Origin of the sequence: Mycetohabitans rhizoxinica HKI 454, from assembly GCF_000198775.1 — a bacterium.
Classification (GTDB): domain Bacteria; phylum Pseudomonadota; class Gammaproteobacteria; order Burkholderiales; family Burkholderiaceae; genus Mycetohabitans; species Mycetohabitans rhizoxinica.
This window is the reverse complement of record NC_014722.1, coordinates 566,554-582,645: the sequence shown is the minus strand read 5'-3', so window position 1 is coordinate 582,645 and position 16,092 is coordinate 566,554. Positions and strand designations below refer to the sequence as shown.

Here is a 16,092-nt window from a genome sequence, read left to right as displayed (position 1 = left end):
CGCGCGCGGCGCGCCGCTACTTTTTCCAAAAGCCGTCGAAGCGGCGGGTGAACTGCAGGTCCACGCCGTTATAGGTGCCGGCGTAGGACATGATGGCCCAGAACCGAGACAGGTTCACCGTCACCTTGAACGCGTTGTTCGACGTCTCAATGCCTTGCTCGTAGCCGAGCACGAGCCGCTCGGTGATGGCCTTCGAGAGCGTCACCACTTGCGGGTCCGTCAGGCCGACCTCGCTTTGGCCGACCGAGACTTCGTCCAGCCCGAAGGTCTGCGCGATCCGCTTGCCAGTCGCGCTGCCAAGCAGCGCGATCGCCGCATTCATCGTGCTCTGCTGCCCAAGGTTCGCACCGGTATCGGTACCATGCCCGAGCAGCAGCCATGACAGCTTTTCGTTATCGTTCACGTTGGGCTCCGACACCAGCTTGACCTTAGACGACTGCACAGTGCCGGTCACCTGTACACCGGCTTCGACCTCCTGGTTGCGCCGCATCGCGAGAATATTGATGCCCGGGTCACTGACTGGCCCATTGAACGTGAAATAGCCGTTCTCGATACCCAGCTTGCGGCCAAACGCGGTATAGGTGGAGCCCTCCACGACCCGCACGTTGCCCACGGCGCGCAACGGCTGGTTCGGCGCGCTGACGACGTTGATCACGCCACGCAGCCCCAAATCGGCGCCCGCACCGCGAAAGCGAAAGTCCCGACCGAGGTCGACGTCGATGTTGGCGCGCGGCGCGAACGGGCCCGCCGGCTCGCCGGCGGCGGACAACGCGGCGTGCTCGCCCTCGACCGTGCCGTCCGAGCGCACAATCACGACGTCATCGGACAAGCTTGGCGCCGATTGCTCCGGCAAATCGAACAGCGCCTTGTTGACGAAAAACCGGCCATTGATCGCCATCCCGCCCTGCGCGCCGGCATTGGCCACCGTCGCGTCACCGGACAACGACAGTTGGCGATACGGCGACGCGAACAACTCAAGCTTGTCGGCCACGATATGCGCGCTTAAATCAGGGTTTTGTTGGTCGAGCATCACGTTACCGGTGGCGCGCAGCGTGCCTTGAGCACCATGGAACTGGACCTGTCGGAATTCGACCCGGTTCTCGGTCAGCACCACGCGCACGATACCGTCCTTGAGCGTGATGCCTTGGTCGACGACGGTCGCCGACAAACCGTCGCCGGTCAGCGTGCCGGAGAGCTTCGGGTGCGATGCCTGACCCGCAATCGCCAGCTTCAGCAACATCTGCCCATCGAGTCGGTAGCTTGGTCCGAGCAGCCCGCCGGTGGTACGCAGCGACGGCAGCTCGAACACAACCGTGCCGTCCAACGGTGCGTCGCCGGCCACCGCCGGCACGCCATCCTGCACGGTAACCGGCATGCGCAGCGTCGCGTCCAGCGTGCCAAGGCGCTCGGCCTCCGCATGGACCGTCGCATTCAGGCGGCGGTGCGCTGCGAAGTCGATACGCACCATTGCGTCGCTGACGCCCAGCGACGCAATGCCGCGTCCCGCATCGATCGTGACGTCCCCTGAGCGCCGCTTGATCTGCGCATAGCCCGCGGCGCGCTGCCCGAACGACACGTCCCACTGCGCATCGAACACCAGATCGGTCCTGAACGACGCCGGTTGGTGCGTGAGTTGCTCGCGAAGCTGCAACAGTCGCGCCACGTCGATATGCGTCAGCGAGCCGCTCGATTGCAAGCGCCCGCCCGCATACTGGAACGACTTCAAGTCCAGCAGCGCGCGTTCCACGCTCAAGCGCGTGGCGCCGATCACCCAATGCCCGGCGCTGGCGTTCACGGTCGCCGGCGCGGCCAGCTTGATCTCGGGCAGGCCGCGGTTTTCCAGTTGGCTGATCGTGCCACTCCAGCCGATGCCGCCCCGCGCGTCGGTCAACTTGCCGCTCGCCGCCACGTTGAAATCGACCGGCTGTCCACCAACACTGCCGCTACCGCTGGCAACCAGCGTGTGGTGCGCACGCACCCCGTCCAGCCGTAGCGACAGCGCATTGAATCGCACCTGCGGCGTGGTTACCGCTCGCGCGTCAAGGGTGGCGATCATCGTGCCCTGCGCCCCATCACGCAACTCGACACGGCCCGCGGCATGGCCAATCCACTTGTCCCCCATGACCACGCCATTTGCCTGGTAGCTAGCGACCACATTCGGATGCGCGAGAGAGCCGGTCACATCGCCATTGGCGTGCGCCGCGCCCGCCATGCCAAAGCCAAGCCGCTCCAGCGCGGGCGCATCGACGTGGAACAGCAACCGGTCGCCGGCCGCGCCGAAGCTACCGCGTAATTGGATGTCGTTGCCGGCCACGCTTACGCGCACGTCACTGGGCATGATCCGCGTACCGGCCAGCGCCAGCGTCCCGCCGCCGCTCAGCGGCAAGCCGTTGTAGACGCTATCGTGCAATGCAAAGTCGGCCTGGACGGTCAGCGTCGGCGTCAACGTGCCTTTTGCGTTGAGCGTGCCGGTCACACGCGCATCGAGCCGCTGGACGGCGCCCTTGCCGATACCTTCGCCGGCATCCTTACCAACGCCCTTGCCCGAACCGCTGCCGGCCGTCTTGGGCGCCATACGGCTGCCGTTGTGCTGGACCGACCGGCCCATGCGGCCTATCTGCATGCTGTCACGCGCCAGCAGCGCGAACGGATCGAGCGCCGCCAGCGTGGCCTTCCATTCATAGCTGGAGTGCTCATCTCGACGCACCACACCGACAAGCTTTGCGTGCCCGTCGCCCGCCGTCAGCCTCACGCGCTCTAGCGCGATCTGCCTGGGATCGATCGCAACGGCCCCCTGCACGCGCAGCTTGGCGTCGGCGTCCGCCAAATCAACTTGCACCTGCTGGCGACCGGCATCGAGCTCGACGCCGATGGGTCCGGCAAGCCGGGTCGCGCGCAACGTGGCGCTGAACACGCTCAGATCCAGGTCAGCGGTGCGCAGCGCAACACGGCCGCGGCCATGCTCCAGCGTGCCTGCTCCGCTCACCGTCGCGCCGCCGAGCAGACGGACCTTCAGCGCGCAGAGGGCTTGCCGACTCGCGTCCAGGCGCACGTTGGTACGTACGTCGATCAGCGGCAGGCGTTGCTGTGCAAGCAGCCCGGGCACCGCATTGACGACGGATACTTCACCGGCGACGACCAGCGGCATGCCGGGAGCAGCGCCGCCGCGCGCCTGCGCGCTCGGCGCGGGCTCAACCGGGCGCAAGCGGGCGCGTACCGACAGGTCCGCATGCGGCGCGCCCGGATTAAAAACCCGTGGATCGAGATGGTCGGCGTCGAGCGTGACGACCTTCAGCGGCACGTCAGCAAATGGGGTCGCCTCCACATGCGCGACCCCGTTCAACTGCGTGCCGTTCGATTGCATGCCGCTCGCCTGCATGTCGGCGACAAGCGCCTGCAGCGAACCGGACAGCTGCACGCCAAGCCGCATCTCCTGCCCGTCGAACTGGCCTGACAGCCCTGCATCGCCACGCACGGCGAACGGCCGTACGCCGTCCAGCGCCACGTCCGCATGAAGCGAGCCATACGGTGTCCGCAGCCTGTCGAGCACAAGATGGTGACGCCGCCCGTCGCTGCTGCCGTGCGCGTGCAACGCCGATAGCTCGATCGTCGATCCCGGCTCGTGGAGGCGGATCGCGGCCACGTCCAGCGAATGGATCTGCAGTGGCAGCGGCACGGTCAACCGCTGCGGCAGCGTCGGACGTGTGGCGGGTTTGGCAGCCGGGGCGAGCCGAGCATCGACAGTGCCGATCCGTAGCGATTGGACGGACAAGCGCCACGGTAAGTGCGTCACCCCCCACTGTCCGTCGATTCGATCGAGCCGGATATGCGTGCCCGCGCGCTGCCACCTGACGTCGCGCGCCCGCAGCCCGTGCGCAAGCGTGCCCCCGTCGAGTGTCCCGGAGAACGCACCCGCCGTGGCCCGACCATCGCGATCTGCCACAGCACGCGCGTGCCCAACTCGGTATGCACGGCCACCAGCAGCACGAGCACCGCCAGCACGAGACCGAACCCCAGGCAGCTGGCCCAGCGCAGCGCGCGCCGGCCGCGACCACGTCGTCTTGGCGCGCAATCGCCGTGTTGCCCGGCAGCGCCACCCGCGCGCGGCGCGCCGCCGGGGCGGGAGGGGTCACGGTCGGCAGACTTGTGCTCGTCGTCGCTCATGCGTCAAGAATTGGGGAGTGCCATAAGGTGAATCAGAACGCGATGCCCAGCGTCAAATAGGGGCGCCAGCTATGATTGCGCAGGCCATACGTCAGGTCGAGATTGATCGGCCCGACGGGGCTGCGCCAGCGTGCGCCAACGCCCACGCCCTGGTAAAAAATCTTCTCGGCCCAGTTATCGGTCGCCGTGCCGATATCCCAGAAGGCCGCCGCGCCCCAGTCGTGGTTGATCCAGTGCTGGTACTCGGTGCCGGCACTGAGCAGGTATTTGGTCGGCAACACCGAGCCGCCCACATTGTTGCCAATGCTGTCATAGCCATAGCCGCGTATCGTCTCCGCGCCGCCGGCGCGAAATAGCAGCGATGCCGGCACGCCGCGCGAGCCGCCAGCCGTGAATACGCCACCGGCTTGCAGCCGCAGCAGCACGATGTCGCGCCGGCCGATCGGCACGTACTGCCGTGCGTTCGTGTAGGCCCGCCCAAACGTCTGATCCGTCATCACGCCCTTAATCGCTAAACCGGCCTCCAGGCGCAGCAGGCTACCCGCTCGCGGGAACMCCGGATCGTCGACGTTCCGTCGGGTCCACAACCACGACGGCACGAGCGCGCGGCTCACGGTGGGTCCGGCGCTGTTCTGGTCCAGGCGATCCAGGTAGAACAGCACCTGGTAGTTGTAGTCGATATTCTGCGACGTGCGCGTGCGCTGTGCGCCGACCCGCGCGCTATGGATATCGGTGCCCGACACGTCGGTGCGCGTGTACGAGCCGAGCAGCGTGTTGGTCCACGCGCGCGGTCCCGGTGGCATCGACAACTGAACCTGCCCATATTGCTGCGTTTGGTCCAACCGGCCCGAGAAGCTGAAAGGCCAGGCAGCACCGAACATATCGAGGTACGAGTATGCCCCCTGGATGTGTCCGCCGGTATCGGACGAATAACCGATGCCGGTACGCACCGCGTTGTACTGGTATTCGCTGACCTTGACGTGCACGGGCGTGTGCTGCGGCTTGCTGACGTCGTCATCGACCGAGATGCCGACGCTGGCATAGTACGGCGTGTTCTGCACTTGCCGCTGCAGCTCGGCGATGCGCTCGGCGCTGTAGATTTCGCCGGGACCCAGCGGGTTGACGTTCGTGATAATCGATTGCGGATAGCGCCGCGTGCCGGACACATCAAGCGGCCCGAGGGTAAACGTCGGCCCGCTCTCATACGTGATGCTCAATCGCGCCTCGTGGGTACGAGGGTCGATCCGCGCTTGCGAATGTGCGATCGTCGCGCCCAGGTAACGGTACGACTGCAGCGTCTTGAGCGAGGCTTTCTTGGCCTCGTCCCACGCCGCCTGCGTGAACGGCTCGCCACGGGTCAACCCGAATGCGCTGCGTACCGCCTTTTCCTGTTCGGGCGCCTCGGTCAGCATCGGTCCAGTGAACGACAATTCGATCGCCGACACATGCGTGCGCGGGCCCGGCTCCACATACACGGTCACCGCGCGACGCTTGCCAGCGCGCACATCAGTGCGCACCACCGGCTCAAAATACCCTTCAGTGGACAGTAGATCGCGCACTTGCTGCGGCACCGCCGTCACGAGAAATTCGAATTGCTCATCCGAGATGTCATTTCGCTTAGCGAAACGCGACACATCCAGGTGAGCGCGCAGCAGCTTGCGCAGCGAATGGGACGGCGCGTCGATATCCACGTCGTACTTGGCCAAGGCGGCGCCAGGCACCATCAGTGGCACGACCATTGCAGCGCATCGCAGCGCCCGGCACGCCGCATGCGTTCGCGTGCGTATTGCTCGCACGCATCGCGTGACACCGCAAGGCAGCCCGGGAGAACTACGTGGCAAATCGAACTCCATCGTTGAGCATGGCGGTCAGCGTGGCAGCGGTGGTGGCGCGAATGGACAAACCTATATTGAAACATACCACACGCGCCAGGAGCTCAGGCATGACCGACGCCCTGCGCTGGCCGGTGCCAGGTTGCGCCATTGGAGCAGCAGCCCGCCCCCTTTGTTCCGGGCCTGGAAGCTTGCGGTAAAATCTGGGATCGGATTTTTTGGTTCGCGGAGTATTGTCATGTATCAGTCGGACATCACCCAATTCCTGACCCAGCTCAAACAGCAACATCCGGAGCTCGAGGAACAGCAACGCAACGGCCGCGCACTGCTGTGGGATAAGGCGCCGATCGATCTGGACGAGCGCACGCGCCAGCAACAGGCACGCGTGCCGCAGACGCCCTACGTGTACTACCAGAATTTCTAACGTGAGCGCCGTTCCGGCACCGGACGAGGCGGGCCAGCAGGCATCCGAGGTCGTGCTGTGCGCGCCGGCCACTGACTCGACGCCGGGCACGGTCGACGGCGTCGCGTTCGCGCGCCTATACGGCGAGCCGCTGTTCAAGGTGCCGCAGGACCTGTACATCCCGCCGGACGCGCTCGAAGTCTTTCTAGAAGCATTTGAGGGTCCGCTCGATCTGCTGCTCTACCTGATTCGCAAGCAAAATTTCAATGTGCTCGACATTCCGATGGCGGACGTTACCGCGCAGTACTTGGGCTACATCGACCAAATCCGCGCGACGAACCTGGAGCTGGCGGCCGAATACTTGCTAATGGCGGCCATGCTGATCGAGATCAAGTCACGGATGTTGCTGCCGGTGAAAAAGGCCGGTACCGGCGAGGATGCCGAGGACCCGCGCGCCGAGTTGGTACGCCGGCTGCTCGAGTATGAGCAAATGAAGCTTGCCGCGCAGCAGTTGAACCGCCTGCCGCAGCATGGGCGTGACTTCCTGCGCGCGCAAGTGTATATCGAGCAAAATCTGACGCCACGCTGGCCGGACGTCAACGCGGATGACTTGCGCGGCGCGTGGGCCGACGTGCTCAAGCGCGCCAAGCTTGTGCAGCATCACAAGATCACCCGCGAGGAACTGTCGGTGCGCGAGCACATGAGCCAAATCCTGCGCAAGCTGCAGCACGCGCGTTTCATGGAATTCACCGAACTGTTCGATGTATCGCGTGGCGTGCCCGTGGTGGTCGTCAACTTCATTGCGATGCTGGAGCTTTCCCGCGAATCGTTGCTCGAAATCACGCAGGCCGAGCCATTCGCACCGATCTACGTCCGGCTGGCGTACTCACCGACCTAAGGATCCGCTCAGCGATCCTTTTTCGCTACATGAAAGTCATTAGCTCGATCAACGAATTGCGCGACCAGCTGCGCGGGCAGAACCGCGTCGCGTTCGTGCCCACGATGGGCAACTTGCACGAAGGGCACCTGTCGCTGATGCGCGTGGCGCGCCAGCACGGCGACCCCGTGGTCGCCAGCATCTTCGTGAACCGGCTGCAATTCGGGCTGAACGAGGATTTCGACAAGTATCCGCGCACGCTCGAGACCGACATCGACAAGCTGCAGCGGGAAAACGTCTACGTGCTGTTCGCGCCGACCGAGCAGGACATGTACCCGCGTGCGCAGGAATATCGCGTGCATCCGCCGCATGATCTGGGCGACATTCTCGAGGGCGAGTTCCGACCGGGGTTTTTTCACGGCGTCTGCACAGTTGTAATGAAACTGATGTCGTGCGTGCAGCCGCGCGTCGCGGTGTTCGGCAAGAAGGACTACCAGCAGTTGATGATCGTGCGGCAGATGTGTGAGCAATTCGCGCTGCCCGTCGAAGTGGTCGCCGCCGAGACGGTGCGCGACACGGACGGGCTCGCGCTGTCGTCACGCAATGTGTATCTGACGCCATCGGAGCGTGCCGAGGCACCAACCCTGTATCGCACACTGCAGCACGTGCGCGACAGTGTGCTCGCGGGTCACCGCGATTTTGCTCAGATCGAGCTAGCCGCGTTCGAGACGTTGATCAAGCGCGGCTGGAAGCCCGACTACATTGCGATTCGCAAGCGCGCCAATCTGCGCTCGCCGCAACCGCACGAAGGGCATGAACCGCTGGTCGTGCTCGCCGCGGCACAGCTTGGTGCGACCCGGCTCATTGATAACCTGGAGATTTGACCGCCCACGCCGATCCGCTGGCCCCTTTGCTCGCGCGCCGTGCCCTATCCGAAACGCACGGCACGGGGCACACCGCAGTACCGGAGCCCCCCCTTACCGGAGACCCTCATGCAACGTACGATGCTCAAATCGAAGATTCACCGCGCCACCGTCACGCACTGTGAATTGCACTATGAAGGTTCCTGTGCGATCGACGAAAATCTGCTCGAGGCCGCCAACATCGCGGAAAACGAGCAGATCGACATCTGGAACATCAATAACGGCGAACGCTTGACCACCTACGCGATCCGCGGCGAACGGGGCAGCGGCATGATCTCACTGAACGGGTCCGCCGCGCGCCGCGCGCAGGTGGGCGACCTCATCATCATCGCCGCTTTCGCGCTGGTCGACGACGCCGACGTGCGTCATGGCTTCAAGCCGAACCTGGTGTTCTGCGACGAACGCAATACGATCAAGGACACCCGGGACCACGTACCGACGCAGAACTGGGACGCGCGCTGAGCGATGCGGCCGGGCGTCCCGCGCCATCCCTGCGGCTCATTGCTCGGCCCACGCGACGACCGACTGCCACTGCTCCAGGTCCTTGTCGACCCGGCTCGACGCCACATCCCATAACGTCAGGCCATGCGCAGCCAGCTGCACATAGTTTTGCGTATCGCGCAGGTAGCCAAGCACCGGCAGGCCGAGCCCGTCGACGAATCGATGCAACTGCTCCGCCGAACGGGTGCGGGCGTCCACGCGCATGCCGACCACGCCGATCTGGATGCCGCCCTTACGCCCGCCCTTCTCATGCGCCAGTCGCTGCAGGAAGTGCTGTGTGGCGAGAATGTCAAACATCGACGGTTGCAGCGGCACCAACACCTTGTCGGCGACGGACAGCGCCAGGTTCAGGCGTGGGCCGTGCAAGCCGGCCGGCGTATCGACGACCGCATGCTCGAATCCCTTTGGCGGCCGGGTACTGCGCTCCCCGCTCATGTCCCACGGCTCGATCCTGGGCAGCGTGTCGGGCCGCAGATCCAGCCATAATCGCGATGATTGCTGCTTGTCCAGATCGGCAAGCGCCACCCACTCGCCGCGCCACGCGAAATAGCCTGCTAGATTCGTCGACAGCGTGCTCTTACCCACACCGCCTTTGGGATTAGCGACAACGATGACCGTCATGAATTCCCCCAGGATCAATGGCTTGACATAGCCGTTAGGCCCATCCAATTACTCAGCCGAATCCAGCTATTATCAAAGAACTTGACCCATTCGGCACTTCTTTCAGGATCTTTAATGAGTTCATTGTGCCCGGACGTTTTTATCGAATCGCTGGCGGCGCGCCAGCAAGGCCGGCTTCCCGAACTGCTCGGCCTGCGCGTGCGCGAGTTGCAGCAGGACCGCTTGGTCGCCGAGTTGGCGGTGCGCGCGGAACTGCTCGCGCCGAACGGGTACTGGCATGCTGCCACGGTCGTTGGGCTGGCGGACACCGCATGCGGCTATGCGTGCGTTGCGCAACTGCCGGAGAACGCGCGCGGGTTCACGACGAGGCCAGCATGCGCCAGTATGTTGACGAGCTGAGCCGGTTGAACCCGCGCGTCGCCGCACTGGCCACGCGGGTCACGCTAATGGTCGCCAGCATTCCAGTCATGGTGAAGGCATGATCGCCCGTCGGTCCCCTGTCGTGTGGCCCCGGCGCCGCACACGGCGCGCAAGCGGCGTGTTGGTGAGTCTACTGCTCGCGCTGTTAGGCGCCGGCACACCCGTGGCTTGCGCGGCCGCACCAGTGCAAGTGTTAGACGACAGCGGTGCGCGCGTAACATTGAATGCGCCGGCACGGCGCGTCGTGAGCCTGGCGCCCAGCGTCACGGAACTGATCTACGCAGCCGGCGGCGGCAGCCGGCTGGTCGGCACGGTCAGCTTCAGCGATTACCCGAGCGCCGCTCGCGACGTGCCGGTCATCGGCAGCAACACGGCACTGGACCTCGAACGGATTGCGGCGACGCACCCGGATTTGATCGTCGTCTGGTGGCACGGCAATCCACAGCGCCAGGTCGAACGGTTGAAGGCGCTGCACGTACCGCTGTTCTACAGTGAACCGCATCGGCTGGCCGACATTAGCTCGACGCTGATCCGCTTGGGCACGCTGCTTGGCACCGAGCCGCAGGCGCGCGAGGCCGCCCGGGCATTTGACACGCGTATCGCCGCGCTGCGACAGCGCTACGCGAGCCGGCCACCCGTCTCGGTTTTTTTCCAAATATGGGATGACCCGCTGATGACGCTGAACGGCACGCATATCATCAGCGACGTGCTCTGCGTCTGCGGCGGGCGTAATCTGTTCGGCTCGCTGAGCGAACAGGTGCCGACGGTGTCAACCGAAGCGGTAATTGCAGTCGATCCTGACGCAATCATTGCCACACGGCCGGAACCTGCACGCGCGCACCGGGTTGCGCAGCCCACGAATCCAAGCGGCGACGACCCAGCGCTGCGCGGATGGCAGCGCTGGCCGGGCATGCGCGCGGTCGCGCGCGGCAGCCTGTTCACCGTCGAGGCGGACCTGATCAGCCGTCCCGGCCCACGGTTAGCCGACGCCACAGCGTTGCTATGCCAGCAGTTAGAACAAGTCCGCCAGCGCGCCCCGTCGCGAAGCCCCGCCGGCTCACGCCACCCCTAACGGTTCCAGCAGCCCAGCTCCAACGCGAAAGCGGGGCCGGCACCACGACCGCGGGATGATGCATCAGGACGACGTCCATGCGGCAGCCATCACGTAGATCGTCAACTCGAACAACTGCCGCGCAAGGCGCAGGCAATCGCCGGTATCGCCGCCGATGCGCGTTGCAGCGACGTATGCAGCGCAGTGCCAGATGGGTCGAGCGGCTCGATCGCCGCGGGCGCCTCACCAGAGATCATTGCCATCTCGCCCACTCAAAACAGGTGCATCGCCCCGCGCCGGCGCCAGCGCAGGTATCAGCGCCTCGTGCGCGCCGTCGCGCAACAGCACCAGCGGATAGCCAAACGCGTGACTGACAAGGGCGGGTGTCAGCACGTCACGCACGGGCCCAGCCCACGCGCGCCCCCGCCCGTCGATCAACAACGCGTGCGTTGCAAACCGCCGTGCCAGCGTAAGATCGTGGCACGAGAACACCACTGTGCGGGGCGCTGCGCCCACCCATTTCGCCAGCAATGTCACCGCATCGATCTGATGGTGCAAATCCAGATGCGCCAGCGGCTCGTCCAGCAACAGCAGTGGCACGTCCTGGCAGAGGGCGGCGGCAAGGGCCACACGTTGCCGCTCGCCGCCGGACAGCGACAGCACGTCGCGCGCGGCAAACCCGGCTAGGCCGACCGCCGCCAGTGCCTCATAGGCCGCGGCGCGATCCACGTCGCGCTCCCAGCCCCAGCCCGACAGGTGGGGATAGCGTGCCAGCAGTACCGTATCGAGGGCCGTTGCGCTGAACGCATCGTGAAGCTGCTGGGTCATCCACGCCCGATGCCGCGCGAGCCGATGGACCGGCCACTGAGCGAGCGGCACGCCATCGAATGCGACGCTGCCGCGCGTGGGGGTACGCAATCCGGCGAGGGTCATCAACAAGGTTGACTTGCCGGCGCCGTTCGGTCCGGCAATGCACCACAGCTCGCCGGGCTCGAAGCGCTGCGATAGTGCGTCGAGCAGCGTGCGGCTGCCCACCTGCAGCGTCAGTGCCTGTACGCTCAACGGCGCCGACCCCGGCCCCGACCCGCCCGCCCGATTCATCGTCTGCGCCCCAACAACATCCAGAGGAACAGCGGCACGCCGACCAACGCGGTCACCACGCCCACCGGCAATTGCGCCGGCGCGAAGGCACTGCGCGCGACCAGGTCCGCGCCCATCACGGCAGCGCCGCCGCCGAGCATCGACGCGGGCACCAGCATACGCTGGTCGTTGCCCCACGCCAGCCGCACCAAATGCGGCACCACCAGACCGACAAAGCCAAGCGTGCCGGCCGTGGTAACGGCCGCCGCCGCAGCCAACGACGCCATCACATAAACGCGCGCGCGCAACGCCACGACCGGCACGCCCAGCGCCTGCGCAAACTGATCGCCGCGGGCCAGCGCATTGAGTTGGCGCGTGGCCGGCACGCACGAGGCGACCAGCATCGCCAGCACGGCCAGCGCGAACCACGGCATGCCAGTGCCGTTCAAATCGCCTTGCAGCCAGAACACAATGCCGCGCAATGCGCGCTCGGGGCTGAACGTCATCATTAAAGCGGTGGCCGCACTGAAGCCCGCGGCCACGATGACGCCGGTCAGCAGCAGCCGCGGCGAGGCGTCGCGCGGCTCACCCAGCCACAACGCGCGGCGCGCAAGGCCGAACACGATGCCCATCGACGCCAGCGAGCCGGCGAACGCGGCCACCTGCGTGCCCCACCACGGCACGCCCAGCAACATCGCGGCCACCGCGAATGCCGCCGCGCCGCCCGATACGCCAAGCACGTACGGATCGGCAAGCGGATTGCGCAACAGCACCTGCAGCAACGCGCCGGCCAGCGACAGCAGCGCGCCGCAGGCAAAGCCCGCGAGCGCGCGCGGCAGCCGCAGCGTGCGCACAATATCCGCGTCAAAGCCGGGGTTGCCGGCCAATGCGGCAAGCACGCGCGCTGGCGCAATCCGCACGCTGCCCGTGGCAAGCGAGATCACCAGCAGCAAGCCGGCGGCGGCGGCCAGCGCGAGCCAAATCGCCGCCGCGCGGCGCGGCGACATCGGGCGGGCGCTGCCGCTAGACCCCGCGCTCATGGTTCGCGCGCCCCGCGCTATTGCTGCTGCCAACCAAGCGTGAGATACGCGCCACGCTTTGGCGTGTTGTACGTATAGAGCGTCTCATAATCCTTATCGAACAGGTTCTCGACGCGCGCCGCGACATACCACGATTTAGTGATATTGTATCGGGCACTCAGATTGACCACGCCATATCCGCCCAGCGGCTGGCCGTTGTCGTGGCGCGCGCCAGTCAACAGCCATTGCCCGCCGACCCGCCAACCGTCGAAGCTATGGTTCGCCGACACGGTGGCAAAGCGACGTGGCCGCCGCGTCAAATCCCGGTCCGAAACCTCGTCGACGGGATTCTGGAACGTGAAGCTGGCGCGCACGTCGGTACGGCCCATCTGCCCCGCCCATGAGGCCTCGATACCTTGGACTTTTGCCCGGCCCACATTCTGCGCAACATACCGCCCATGGTCCGCAAGCGCGTACTGGATTAGATTCCGATAGCGGGTCTGGAACGCGGTGACGCGCGCCACGCCAAACACCGGCGACGCATATTGCAACGCCGCTTCGAGCGAATGCGCCTGCTCTGGTTTCAAGCTCGGGTCACCGGAAAAGGGAAAATACAGGTCGTTGAAGGTCGGTGCGCGAAATGCATCGGAATAGTTGACAATGGTCTTCCAGTGATCGGTGAATCGGTAGCCATAGCCGATGAAGTAGCTGTTGGCGCCGCCGAAATCCGAATACTGATCGCGCCGCAGGTTCAGTTGCACCTCGTTGCGGCCCAGCTCGCCGTTATAGCCGACGTAGCCGGAATTCACGCGCCGCGCGGGCGTGGTGAAGTCCGACGCGTCCAGGTCCTGATTGACGTGCTGGTAGCCGAACACCAGCTTGTGGCCGGCGGCGATGGCATAGTCGTTCTGCCAATCCAGTTGGTAATTCATCGTGTCGTAGCGGCTAGTCTGCCGCCCGTTCACGAGGATCTGCGAGCGGTCGGTGCCCTGCGCGACGCTCAGATGCGTGCTCCAACGCTCGGTCAGGCCGCCATTAACAAATACGGAGACTTGCCCGACGCGATCTCGCTCTTCGTTCAAGTTGGTTGGCATGCCGAACGGATTGTCGAAACTGGTCTTTGAGAATGATTGAAAGTAGCGGATACCCGCGTCCCAGCCCGCGCTGAAGCGGTGCTTCAACGACGCACTCACGCTCTCGTTGAACGTGCCGTTCGCATTCGGATTCACCGAGGCCCGGTTCGGATCAATCGAAGAAAAACCATCGGTCTTCATGCGCGACGCATCGACACTGAGCGTTGTCACGCCGGCCACGTCGAGCGCCCCGTTCACACCCACATGCTGGCGCTGCGTGTGATAGCTGCCATACTCACCATCCAGCGTGAAGCGCGGCGGATCATTGCCACCGTCACGCGTGAATACCTGCACGACGCCGCCAATCGCACTCGATCCGTACAGCGCCGACACGTTGCCGTTGACGACCTCGACGCGCTCGACCTGATCCATTGGAATCTGAGCGATTTGCGTCGCGCCTAGCGCCGCGGAGTCCACGCGCACGCCGTCGATCATCACCAATGTCTGCGCGATCGGCGCGCCGCGCATGAACAGCCCCGCCGCCTGGCCCGCGCCGCCGTTGCGGGTAATCTGCACACCCGGCGCGAATTGCAGCAGCCCGGCTAGATCCGTCGCGCTGCTGTCCTCGATGGCACGCCGGTCGAACAGCGTCGTTTGCGGCAGCGCGTCCGGCAACGCCTGCGCATTGCGCGCGGCGCTCACCACAATCGGCACCAGCGCGCCGTGCCGCGCCGCGTCATCACCGGCGCAAGACCGGGCTTCGGTTGCCGGGGCACCGGTGCTCACAGCAGTGCCGGCATTCGCCGCAGTGTCGGCATCCTTCGCTGGATCGACGTGGGCCGCCATGCCGGAGCGCGTGGCAGAGCCAAGCTCACTGTCTGCGCCCGCACCTGTCCGGCGGTCATCGTCGATAGTCTGGACAAGCTGCGCCGTGGCGACGTGCGGCAAGCTGGCGAACGCGAGCAGCGCTGCCGCTGCAATAGGCGTACGCATAATATTTTCCTTGTTGTGCGACTGCGCGACGCCCGTCCCCCGCGGGCCACGCGCTACCATGAAGCGCGGCGCGGCAATCCACCGCCACACCATGCGCTTCGCGCTCTCGGCCGGTATCCGGGCTGGCGACGCATCGGCCCGGCCTTCCCACGCTCTACGCGCAGTGGCACGCACCGCCGCACGCTAACGCGTGCGGCGGTGGGCGGTTCGATGTGCAAAAAAAGCGGGTCGCTTACCGTTGCGGGGACAGCACAGGTTGGCCAGTTCGTGGCGAACTTCGCTCCCTGTTTCCCGTTTAACCCCGCGCGTGAACCGTGCGCATGGGCACCGAAAGTGCCGCAAGTGTAGGTAGCACCATGCAGGGCGTCAATGGCTGAAACACGCCACTGTTACGTCTGGATACGAGCTAGGGCATCGAGCGCCACCAGAACCGCGCTAAAATGCCGGTTCTGCAGAGGACGCAACGATGCTCACCGAACTTGAAAATTTGTCCCAGAACATCGGTCGACTGGTCGAGATCAGCGACCGGAACCGTCAAGCGCGGCTAGCCGTCGAACAGCAACTCGAGGCCGCACGTGCGCAACGCGACGCACTGCGGGCACAACTCGAACAGGCGCAGCGCGAACGCGACGCGCTGCGCATCGAACGTGACACGTTGTCCGCGAAGATTGACGATGCCCAGGTCCGCTTGAACGCGATCCTGGAAAAACTGCCGCACCCGCGACTGCCGGATCCCCCGCTCGATGTGCAGCCATCGCAAGCCAGTGACATACCGTCGCCCGCGCCCGGAAACGATCGCCAAGGAGAAACCGCATGACGACGAAACAGATCGAAGTGTCGATTCTCGGCCAATCATATCGGCTCGCTACCTCGCCCGAAAACGAGCCCGCGCTGCGCGAGGCGGCCGAGCGCGTGGACCGAGAAATGAACAAGGTCCGCGCCGCGAGCAGCGTGCGCGGCCATGACCGAATCGCGGTGATGGCCGCCCTGTCGATCGCCTCTGAACTACTGCAATTGCAAAAGAGCGTGCGGCACGGTGAGGCATTCCCCGCGGAGGAAATCCAGCGTACAATGCGTCAAATGAATGATCAGCTCGCGGCAGTCATCCGCCAGCATGATTTGACGCAAGCATAGG

Annotated in this window: 14 protein-coding genes, 2 pseudogenes and 1 riboswitch; of the genes and pseudogenes, 9 read left to right on the top strand and 7 right to left on the bottom strand. The window is 65.2% G+C overall.

What is annotated here, in order from left to right; genetic code table 11:
• Positions 1-16: 16 nt before the first annotated feature.
• The gene (locus RBRH_RS02555) at positions 17-3,943 is read right to left on the bottom strand and encodes a translocation/assembly module TamB domain-containing protein (protein ID WP_157864325.1); all 3,927 of its coding nucleotides are present in this window, start codon (positions 3,941-3,943) and stop codon (positions 17-19) included.
• 253 nt (positions 3,944-4,196) lie between these two features.
• Positions 4,197-6,017 (bottom strand): autotransporter assembly complex protein TamA, encoded by a 1,821-nt coding sequence (locus RBRH_RS02545; RefSeq protein WP_013434370.1) that lies wholly within the window; start codon positions 6,015-6,017, stop codon positions 4,197-4,199.
• A gap of 217 nt (positions 6,018-6,234) precedes the next feature.
• Between RBRH_RS02545 and RBRH_RS02540 the strand changes: the two genes are divergently transcribed.
• From RBRH_RS02540 to panD, 4 genes are all read left to right on the top strand, one after another.
• Complete coding sequence (locus tag RBRH_RS02540) at positions 6,235-6,420, top strand: DUF3460 family protein (protein WP_013434369.1); 186 nt, start codon at positions 6,235-6,237, stop codon at positions 6,418-6,420.
• Position 6,421: 1 nt separating this feature from the next.
• Positions 6,422-7,297 carry a segregation and condensation protein A gene (locus tag RBRH_RS02535; protein WP_013434368.1) on the top strand — a complete coding sequence of 292 codons (876 nt, stop codon included), beginning with the start codon at positions 6,422-6,424 and terminating at the stop codon, positions 7,295-7,297.
• A gap of 29 nt (positions 7,298-7,326) precedes the next feature.
• Positions 7,327-8,160 (top strand): pantoate--beta-alanine ligase, encoded by an 834-nt coding sequence (panC, locus tag RBRH_RS02530; RefSeq protein WP_013434367.1) that lies wholly within the window; start codon positions 7,327-7,329, stop codon positions 8,158-8,160.
• A gap of 108 nt (positions 8,161-8,268) precedes the next feature.
• On the top strand, positions 8,269-8,661 hold the full coding sequence (gene panD / locus RBRH_RS02525; RefSeq protein WP_041753098.1) for an aspartate 1-decarboxylase: 393 nt from the start codon (positions 8,269-8,271) through the stop codon (positions 8,659-8,661).
• Positions 8,662-8,697: 36 nt separating this feature from the next.
• Here panD and RBRH_RS02520 read toward each other — a convergent pair whose 3' ends face one another.
• Positions 8,698-9,321: a ParA family protein gene (locus RBRH_RS02520; protein ID WP_041754058.1), complete on the bottom strand. Its 624-nt coding sequence runs from the start codon at positions 9,319-9,321 to the stop codon at positions 8,698-8,700.
• 114 nt (positions 9,322-9,435) lie between these two features.
• Here RBRH_RS02520 and RBRH_RS02515 point away from each other — a divergent pair.
• From RBRH_RS02515 to RBRH_RS02510, 3 genes and pseudogenes are all read left to right on the top strand, one after another.
• A pseudogene (locus tag RBRH_RS02515) lies at positions 9,436-9,687 on the top strand (PaaI family thioesterase); the annotation flags it as partial.
• A gap of 11 nt (positions 9,688-9,698) precedes the next feature.
• Positions 9,699-9,803: pseudogene (locus tag RBRH_RS16970) on the top strand (bifunctional adenosylcobinamide kinase/adenosylcobinamide-phosphate guanylyltransferase); the annotation flags it as partial.
• Complete coding sequence (locus tag RBRH_RS02510) at positions 9,800-10,813, top strand: cobalamin-binding protein (RefSeq protein WP_013434363.1); 1,014 nt, start codon at positions 9,800-9,802, stop codon at positions 10,811-10,813. The pseudogene RBRH_RS16970 and the gene RBRH_RS02510, both read left to right, overlap by 4 nt.
• Positions 10,814-10,914: 101 nt before the next feature.
• On the opposite strand, the gene RBRH_RS21245 is transcribed toward RBRH_RS02510, so the two are convergent.
• Genes RBRH_RS21245 through RBRH_RS02495 form a run of 4 tightly spaced genes read right to left on the bottom strand, consistent with a single transcriptional unit; the run spans position 10,915 to position 14,957 of the window.
• Positions 10,915-11,055, bottom strand: a complete 141-nt coding sequence (locus tag RBRH_RS21245) for a hypothetical protein (RefSeq protein WP_157864324.1) — start codon at positions 11,053-11,055, stop codon at positions 10,915-10,917.
• Entirely contained in the window at positions 11,036-11,893 is an 858-nt protein-coding gene (locus tag RBRH_RS02505) for an ABC transporter ATP-binding protein (RefSeq protein ID WP_013434362.1), read from the bottom strand. The genes RBRH_RS21245 and RBRH_RS02505 overlap by 20 nt, the downstream gene beginning before the upstream one ends.
• The gene (locus RBRH_RS02500) at positions 11,890-12,912 is read right to left on the bottom strand and encodes a FecCD family ABC transporter permease (RefSeq protein ID WP_232509324.1); all 1,023 of its coding nucleotides are present in this window, start codon (positions 12,910-12,912) and stop codon (positions 11,890-11,892) included. Before RBRH_RS02500 ends, RBRH_RS02505 begins: the two co-directional genes overlap by 4 nt.
• 17 nt (positions 12,913-12,929) lie before the next feature.
• Positions 12,930-14,957, bottom strand: coding sequence for a TonB-dependent receptor plug domain-containing protein (locus tag RBRH_RS02495; protein ID WP_041754054.1), 2,028 nt, complete (start codon positions 14,955-14,957; stop codon positions 12,930-12,932).
• A gap of 91 nt (positions 14,958-15,048) precedes the next feature.
• Positions 15,049-15,304: riboswitch (cobalamin riboswitch) on the bottom strand.
• Between the two features lie 119 nt (positions 15,305-15,423).
• On the opposite strand from RBRH_RS02495, the gene RBRH_RS02490 reads away from it, so the two are divergent.
• Positions 15,424-15,774, top strand: coding sequence for an ATPase (locus tag RBRH_RS02490; protein WP_013434359.1), 351 nt, complete (start codon positions 15,424-15,426; stop codon positions 15,772-15,774).
• The gene (locus tag RBRH_RS02485; RefSeq protein ID WP_013434358.1) at positions 15,771-16,091 is read left to right on the top strand and encodes a cell division protein ZapA; all 321 of its coding nucleotides are present in this window, start codon (positions 15,771-15,773) and stop codon (positions 16,089-16,091) included. Before RBRH_RS02490 ends, RBRH_RS02485 begins: the two co-directional genes overlap by 4 nt.
• The last annotated feature ends 1 nt before the right edge of the window (position 16,092 follow it).

Excerpts from the sequence above, each read along its gene's own strand:
- RBRH_RS02540 (WP_013434369.1), top strand. The coding sequence starts at position 6,235 with ATGTATCAGTCGGACATCACCCAATTCCTGACCCAGCTCAAACAGCAA.
- panC (WP_013434367.1), top strand. The coding sequence starts at position 7,327 with ATGAAAGTCATTAGCTCGATCAACGAATTGCGCGACCAGCTGCGCGGG.
- panD (WP_041753098.1), top strand. The coding sequence starts at position 8,269 with ATGCAACGTACGATGCTCAAATCGAAGATTCACCGCGCCACCGTCACG.
- RBRH_RS02520 (WP_041754058.1), bottom strand. The coding sequence starts at position 9,321 with ATGACGGTCATCGTTGTCGCTAATCCCAAAGGCGGTGTGGGTAAGAGC.
- RBRH_RS02510 (WP_013434363.1), top strand. The coding sequence starts at position 9,800 with ATGATCGCCCGTCGGTCCCCTGTCGTGTGGCCCCGGCGCCGCACACGG.
- RBRH_RS21245 (WP_157864324.1), bottom strand. The coding sequence starts at position 11,055 with ATGGCAATGATCTCTGGTGAGGCGCCCGCGGCGATCGAGCCGCTCGAC.
- RBRH_RS02505 (WP_013434362.1), bottom strand. The coding sequence starts at position 11,893 with ATGAATCGGGCGGGCGGGTCGGGGCCGGGGTCGGCGCCGTTGAGCGTA.
- RBRH_RS02500 (WP_232509324.1), bottom strand. The coding sequence starts at position 12,912 with ATGAGCGCGGGGTCTAGCGGCAGCGCCCGCCCGATGTCGCCGCGCCGC.
- RBRH_RS02495 (WP_041754054.1), bottom strand. The coding sequence starts at position 14,957 with ATGCGTACGCCTATTGCAGCGGCAGCGCTGCTCGCGTTCGCCAGCTTG.
- RBRH_RS02490 (WP_013434359.1), top strand. The coding sequence starts at position 15,424 with ATGCTCACCGAACTTGAAAATTTGTCCCAGAACATCGGTCGACTGGTC.
- RBRH_RS02485 (WP_013434358.1), top strand. The coding sequence starts at position 15,771 with ATGACGACGAAACAGATCGAAGTGTCGATTCTCGGCCAATCATATCGG.